This is a genomic window from Chitinophaga sp., assembly GCF_036566945.1.
Taxonomy (GTDB): Bacteria; Bacteroidota; Bacteroidia; order Chitinophagales; family Chitinophagaceae; genus Chitinophaga.
Map to the genome: position 1 here is coordinate 1 of NZ_DATCVJ010000532.1, position 3,763 is coordinate 3,763.

A 3,763-nucleotide genomic window follows, 5' to 3' on the forward strand; every position below is an offset into this window, starting at 1 on the left:
TCCAGGGTCTACTATACTAATAAAACCTATCAGGACTAAAAAACAGGAGTTATGAACAAATTAATGAAACACACAGGAGTATCCCTGTTACTTATATCATTCTTTTTAGGCAGCTGTGCATCTACCTATGCCCCTGCTTCCTACGATCAATATGATCAATACGGCTCATCTTATGCATCTGGCCCGCAGGTACAGGTAAGCGGTTCCATTTCATTTTACGATGAGTTGAGCCCTTACGGCCGCTGGGTAAGTTACCCCGGCTACGACCAGGTTTGGATACCTAATGCCGGCCGTGATTTCAGACCTTATTATACAAATGGACACTGGGTGTATACCGACTATGGCTGGACCTGGATGTCTGATTATTCATGGGGTTGGGCCGCTTTCCACTATGGCCGTTGGTTATATGATGATTTCCAGGGCTGGATGTGGGTACCAGGCAATGACTGGGGCCCGGCATGGGTAAGCTGGAGAACTGGTGGCGATTATTACGGATGGGCGCCAATGGGACCGCAGTATTCTTATAATGCACCTGCCAATTATTGGGCATTTGTACCAAGACAGTATATCAACAGTCCCCGTATTAATAATTACTACGTTAATAACAGCCGGAACGTGACCATCATTAACAATACGACGGTCATCAATAACTATAACAACTACCGTGGAAACAGAGTATATACAGGGCCTACGGCCAATGAGGTACAACGTTATTCAGGTCAGGCAGTAAGGCCGGTTAGAGTGGAAAATACAAACAGACCAGGTGCAGGAAGAGTAGACAACAACCGTTTACAAATTTATCGTCCGGATGCTGCTGCTATCCAGAGAGGCCGTGAAGCAGATCGCACAAGACCTGTGCAGCAAGTTGATAACAGCCGCCCTGGCCGTATAACACCGGGCAATACAGGGAATAATAACACACAGCCCGGAGATTACAGCCGTCCTAACCGTACAACACCAGGTAATAACAATATACCTGCTAATAATAACGGCGGCAGAATTAATAATCAGCCTGTAAACAATGGTAACATTCCTAATAATAATAGCGGAAGAGTGATCCCCGGAAGTAGCACACAACCGGTAAATAATACACCAGGCACTATTAACAGACCATCCAGGACAAATGACCAACAGCAACTGCAGAGGATTCAACAGCAACAACAAGATCAGCAACGCATACAGAGAGACCAACAACAGCAACAACAGCAAAGGGTTCAACAACAACAGCAGGATCAGCAACGTATACAGAGAGAACAACAGCAACAACAGCAAAGGGTTCAACAGCAGCAGCAGCAGGATCAACAACGTGTACAGCGAGTACAACAACAGGAACAACAGCAACAGCAAAGGGCACAACAGCAACAACAGAGAACGCAACAACAGCAGCAGCAGCAACGGGTACAAAGGGAACAACAGCAACAACAACAGAGAGTACAGCAGCAGCAGCAAAGGGTACAACGAGAACAACAGCAGCAACAGGACAGGCCACAAAGACAACAATAGCAATAAAGTCAACGTCAGCACGGTTAATGTGAAGAACGTTCACAATAAGTGTTAATGCTGCATCAGCATTGACACTTCAGAATAGAAAAAGTACGAATGATCACCAGCGACAACGATGTTTAGTGAGATGACATCACCTTTGTCCGGTATTTCATTCGTACTTTTTTATTTTGTATAAACGTACTTGTAGAGTTGTTCTTTCACCTGCAGAAAATTGGCGGTGGCCGGAGGGAATCCTTTATACATCAGGCACAGCGTCAAGGGGGGAAACTCCGGATAATAGGAAGGCTGCTCATAGTTGTCGGGGAAAGTCTGATAGCCTAATCGCTCATAAAAGGCAATTCTACGTATAGCCTGTTCCGTTGCAGGGGGTTCAACTTCCAGCACGATGGTCCCTAACTGCTGCTCCAGTAGCTGCATTACCCGGGTACCTGCGCCGCCTCCGCGGGCCGCGGTATGAATGGCAAAATGTTCTATAAAATTAAATGCCGGCAATTGCCAGTAAAACACAAATCCGGCGAAATGTTCTTCATCTTTTACAATACGTAATACCCGGACTTTGCCGGCAGCTATTAACTGTTGCTGCCAATCCCAGGGGCGTTGCTCGGCTTTCGGGAAAGCTTCTTCATACAACTCCTTTATGGCTCCATCTGCCATGGTAACTGGTATCATATCAATCATATACCTAAGTTACTGATTATCTTTAGCAGAGGGCACACATTCGAATGGATCGGGGTTTCCGGGAGGAATGGGTTTGGTAACGGACCAGCAAAAATTCATTGGTTGACTGGTAATACTCAATAATTTCACATTTACCTTACTGCCTTTGCGGCTGTTGGAAGCAGCAATACTACGGGTTCCCTTCTCCGGAATATTACTGATGGTGTATTCTTCCGTTTTAAAAACTTCATTGTTATTACGCATATACTCTACTTTCACCACCACATTATCCAGGGCATATTCGGTTTGATTATTCACGGTGATGCTGAGGTCTTTGATCCCACCCAGCAGTCCGGTACGGTAGTCTCCTGCAGTTACGGCAATAAACTGCTGCCAGTTACGGCGGTAATAAGCGCGGCGCTCAATAAATTGTCCGGCTACTCTTTGCTGTACTTCCTGGTGGTTGGTAATTTGCTGGCTTACTGCCCCGGATTGGTCCAGGCTGCTGCGTAAATCGCGGTTTTCGTTCCACAGGCGCTGGTTTTCAGACAACACTTTGCGTACATATCGTTGCTGCTGGCAATAGCCGAGCGTGAATACCACTATTAGCACCAACAGTATGGCGGGATAAACGTAAGTTCTTTTCATGTGAAGAAGGAGAGAAAAAATAATGCCAATGCAGTTTTTATTACATTTGTACAAATGGTCTCCATGCAACTGATTATAGTAAACGATGAACTAACAGCCAGGCAGTTTCTCGATGTACATGTAATATTAAATAAAAATGTACCCGGGTGGATAAGGCCGCTGGATAAGGATATAAACATAGTATTTGATCCACAGCATAACAAAGCTTTCCGTCATGGAGAAATTATCAGATGGATATTAAAAGATGATAAAGGCCAGTCAATTGGCAGGATCGCCGCTTTTGTAAATAAGAAATATAAAACCAAGGGAGACGAATGCCTGGTAGGAGGAGTTGGTTTCTTTGACTGTATTGATAACCAGGAAGCAGCCAATCTGCTTTTTGATACCGCCAAACAATGGCTGCAGGAAAAAGGCATGGGCGCCATGGATGGCCCTATCAACTTTGGTGAACGTAATAACTGGTGGGGGTTGCTTACCCAGGGATTTCATGAACCTATTTACTGCATGAATTTCAACCCGCCTTATTATATCCGCTTATTTGAGCAATACGGGTTCCAGCTTTTCTTTAACCAGATTTGCTATGGCATGAAAGTGAGTGATCAGTTGCAACCCAAGTTTTTTGACCGGCATGCCGCCATTGCAGCTGATCCAGCCTACAAAGCGATACATATTCGGAAAAATGAGCTGCCGAAATTTGCAGAAGCTTTCAGTATTGTATATAACAAAGCCTGGGCACAACATGCCGGTGGTAAGGAAATGGGGAAAGCGCAGGCACTCGCTCTCTTCAAGCAAATGAAACCATTGCTGGATGAAAAGATTGCCTGGTTTGTTTATCATAACGATGAACCCATTGCTATATGGCTTAATCTTCCGGACCTCAACCAGTACATTAAGCATATGAATGGAAAGTTTGGTCTACTACAAAAACTGAAGTTCCTGTGGCTCAAACAAA

General features: G+C 44.9%; 4 protein-coding genes. 2 read left to right on the top strand and 2 right to left on the bottom strand.

Annotation, left to right across the window (positions count from 1 at the left end; genetic code table 11):
• Positions 1-51 precede the first annotated feature (51 nt).
• The gene (locus VIP81_RS16235) at positions 52-1,503 is read left to right on the top strand and encodes a DUF6600 domain-containing protein (RefSeq protein WP_331962903.1); all 1,452 of its coding nucleotides are present in this window, start codon (positions 52-54) and stop codon (positions 1,501-1,503) included.
• Between the two features lie 165 nt (positions 1,504-1,668).
• On the opposite strand, the gene VIP81_RS16240 is transcribed toward VIP81_RS16235, so the two are convergent.
• Entirely contained in the window at positions 1,669-2,184 is a 516-nt protein-coding gene (locus VIP81_RS16240) for a GNAT family N-acetyltransferase (protein WP_331962906.1), read from the bottom strand.
• Between the two features lie 9 nt (positions 2,185-2,193).
• Positions 2,194-2,811 (bottom strand): hypothetical protein, encoded by a 618-nt coding sequence (locus VIP81_RS16245; protein ID WP_331962909.1) that lies wholly within the window; start codon positions 2,809-2,811, stop codon positions 2,194-2,196.
• A 63-nt stretch (positions 2,812-2,874) separates the two neighbouring features.
• Between VIP81_RS16245 and VIP81_RS16250 the strand changes: the two genes are divergently transcribed.
• Positions 2,875-3,763, top strand: an 889-nt coding sequence (locus VIP81_RS16250; RefSeq protein ID WP_331962914.1) for a hypothetical protein, incomplete at its 3' end; no start/stop codon positions are given.

Bases quoted from the DNA above. Each gene is read 5' to 3' on its own strand.
- VIP81_RS16245 (WP_331962909.1), bottom strand. From the start codon at position 2,811: ATGAAAAGAACTTACGTTTATCCCGCCATACTGTTGGTGCTAATAGTG.
- VIP81_RS16235 (WP_331962903.1), top strand. From the start codon at position 52: ATGAACAAATTAATGAAACACACAGGAGTATCCCTGTTACTTATATCA.
- VIP81_RS16240 (WP_331962906.1), bottom strand. From the start codon at position 2,184: ATGATTGATATGATACCAGTTACCATGGCAGATGGAGCCATAAAGGAG.